The organism is Halomonas sp. BM-2019 (assembly GCF_017584085.1).
Genome location: NZ_CP071922.1, coordinates 3,892,151 through 3,895,573 on the forward strand (window position 1 = coordinate 3,892,151; position 3,423 = coordinate 3,895,573).

Genomic DNA, 3,423 nt, shown 5'->3' on the forward strand with positions numbered 1-3,423 from the left:
ATTTGAGCCTTGGTCTGTAGCACTAACCGAAGAGCCACATCAGCTGAATCCGCAGCAAGCGGTCGCGGTGGCGGCGATAAAAACCGGTTTAACGGAACAAAAGGCGCAAACTTGGTTAGTCGAGGGAGTAACCGGTAGCGGCAAGACCGAGGTGTATTTACAGGTCATGCATGATGTCCTGCAGCGTGGGCAGCAAGTTCTGGTGATGGTGCCAGAGATTGGTTTGACGCCGCAAACGGTGCAACGTTTTCGTTCGCGCTTCGCTGTGCCGGTGGTGGTGCTTCATTCTGGCCTGAGTGACAATGAACGTTTGCTCGGCTGGCTGCAAGCCCGTGATGGCCATGCGGCTATCGTACTGGGTACGCGCTCAGCGATCTTCACGCCGCTCGCCAACCCCGGTCTCATCATTATTGATGAAGAGCATGATGCCAGTTTTAAGCAACAAGAAGGTTTCCGTTATAACGCTCGGGATTTGGCTATCAAGCGCGCACATAACGAAGGGTTTGCGGTGGTACTGGGGTCAGCAACACCCTCATTGGAGTCGTTAGCGAATGCAAAAGCAGGTCGCTATCAAAGCGTGCAGTTGGCACATCGCGCCGGTCAAGGGCAGCCGGTTAAAAACCTCTTAGTCGACCTCAAACAACAACGTTTGCAACAGGGTCTCAGTGAGCGCTTAATCGCCTTAATGACTAAGCACTTAAGCGCCGGCAATCAAGTGCTCTTATTCTTGAATCGGCGCGGTTATGCAAGCGCCTTGATTTGCCATGAATGCGGTTGGGTCAGCGAATGCCAGCGCTGTCAGGCAAATATGACGGTGCATCAGCAAACGCATACGTTGCAGTGTCATCATTGTGGCGCACAACGCCGCATTCCACGCCAATGTGGTGGCTGTGGGAGTACACAATTGATTACCCGCGGGCTTGGCACAGAGCAACTCGAAGAAACAATACAGCGCTTATTCCCTGACTATAAGGCGCTGCGGATTGACCGCGATAGCACGCGTAAAAAGGGTCAGTTAGAGGACTACCTAACCGCAGTCGGTCGCGGTGAATATCAAATTCTCCTCGGTACGCAAATGCTGGCCAAAGGGCATCACTTTCCAGACGTCACCCTTGTTGCGTTGCTTGACGTCGATGGCGCTTTGTACAGTAGTGATTTTCGTGCACCTGAGCGTCTTGCGCAGCTCTATATTCAAGTGGCCGGCCGCGCCGGCCGAGCGGCAAAAAAAGGTACGGTGGTTCTACAAACGCACCATCCTGAACATCCGCTAATTCAAGAGTTAATCAATAACGGCTACCAAGACTTTGCCGTGAGTGCTTTGCTGGAGCGTCAGCAAGCCATGTTACCCCCTTATGCGGCGATGGCTTTATTGCGGGCGGAAGCCCTTGAATCTGCGGCGGCGGAAGCATTGTTGCAAGCGATGGCCACATTATTGGCAACGCAAACGGACGTCGCGGTAATTGGCCCTATGCCCGCGATACTGGCGCGCCGAGCGGGACGCTTTCGGTTCCAGTTGTTGTTGCATGCCAGCGAGAGGAGAGCCATGCATCGGGTGTTGCAGCAATTTTTGCCGCAATTTGAAACGCTACCCGAAGGCCGGAAAGCGCGCTGGTCACTCGATATTGACCCGCAAGACTTTAGTTAACCGCCCACACCAGCGGAAAAATAGTAAGATAGGGGTATTCAGCTGTTTTTTTTACGGCGGCAAGCGATTAAACTAGCCGGTCGGAACAGCTTGGGCGCGATGCCCAGAGAAATTAAGCCACGAGCATCATCATCCAGCATATACGGAAAGGTTAGCAAAGCGAATGAAGCAGCAGATTGAAGAGTTATTACAAAGCGCCGTTGACGCCTTAAAATCAGACGGTACCCTGCCCGCCGAGGTTGAACCCCGCGTGCAGCTTGATCGTCCGCGCGACAAAAGTCACGGTGATTTTGCGACCAATCTAGCGATGATGCTGGCCAAGCCGGCGAAACAAAACCCACGCGCGCTGGCGGAAGCGATTATTCAAGCCATACCGGCAAACTCGGTGATTGCGAAAGCAGAAATTGCCGGACCAGGGTTTATTAATTTTACGCTCGATCAAGCGCAGTTAATTGCTCAACTTGAACAAGCTTGGGCCGATGAGCGTTGCGGCGTGATTGCTGCCGAGCAGCCACAGACCGTGGTGATTGACTATTCGTCGCCAAACCTCGCCAAAGAAATGCATGTCGGCCATTTACGTTCGACCATAATTGGTGATGCGGTCGCCCGTACATTAAGTTTGCAAGGTCATCGTGTCATTCGCCAAAACCACGTCGGTGACTGGGGCACACAGTTCGGCATGCTGTTAGCGCACATGGAAGACCAGATTCAAGACGGCGACAGTCCTGAGTTTGCGTTATCAGATTTAGAAACCTTCTACAAAGCGGCGAAAAAACGTTTTGATGACGAGGAAGGTTTTGCTGACCGTGCACGCAGCCTCGTGGTCAAGTTGCAGGGTGGCGACGCCCATTGCCTAAAGCTTTGGCAGCAGTTTATTAATACGTCGCTGGCGCATTGCCAAGAGGTTTATGACCGCCTAGGTGTGCAGTTAGTGCGTGACGATGTAATGGCTGAATCGGCCTATAACAGCGACCTTCATCAGGTCGTGACTGACTTACGCGAGAAGGGCTTGTTAGTCGAAGATCAAGGCGCTCAGTGTGTCTTTTTAGACGAATTCAAGGGCAAAGAAGACGAGCCATTGCCGATTATTGTGCAAAAGAAAGATGGCGGCTTTTTGTATGCGACGACGGATCTTGCGGCGGTGCGGTATCGCACAGGTGCCTTGCAAGCCGACCGTGTTATTTATGTCGTCGACGCTCGTCAGTCGCTCCATTTTCAGCAGATTTTCACGCTCAGCCGCAAAGCAGGTTATGCCGACGATAGCGTCAGCCTAGAGCATTTAGGCTTTGGCATGGTGCTCGGCAAAGATGGCCGCCCTTACAAGAGTCGTGATGGTGGTGTGACAAAATTAGCTGACTTACTTGACGAGTCAGAGCGTCGAGCTGCCGAGTTAATCGCGAGTAAAAATACCGATTTGAGTGCTGAAGACCAAGCGCGTGTGGCCGAAGTTGTGGGCATTTCCTCGGTTAAATATGCTGATCTTTCCAAGAACCGTACCTCCGATTATGTGTTTGACTGGGACACCATGCTTAGTTTTGAGGGCAACACGGCACCTTATTTGCTGTATGCGAATACGCGGGTGAATAGTTTGTTCCAGAAGGCAGGCTTGGCGCCGAGTGATATTCAAGCTGAGTTCGTTTTAGCCACGGAGCAAGACGAAGCACTCGCGGGTAAACTCGCACAGTTCCCAGAAATCATTGCGTCAGTTGGCAATAAAGGCATGCCGCACTTCCTTTGTGGTTACTTGTTTGAACTTGCCGGTGCGTTTTCGTCTTTCT

General features: G+C 52.2%; 2 protein-coding genes. Both read left to right on the top strand.

Annotation, left to right across the window (positions count from 1 at the left end; all coding sequences use genetic code 11):
* Positions 1-1,645 (top strand): primosomal protein N' (gene priA, locus J5F18_RS19270; RefSeq protein WP_346300126.1); only part of this gene is annotated, 1,645 nt, incomplete at its 5' end.
* A gap of 163 nt (positions 1,646-1,808) precedes the next feature.
* Positions 1,809-3,423, top strand: a 1,615-nt coding sequence (gene argS / locus J5F18_RS19275) for an arginine--tRNA ligase (protein WP_346300127.1), incomplete at its 3' end; no start/stop codon positions are given.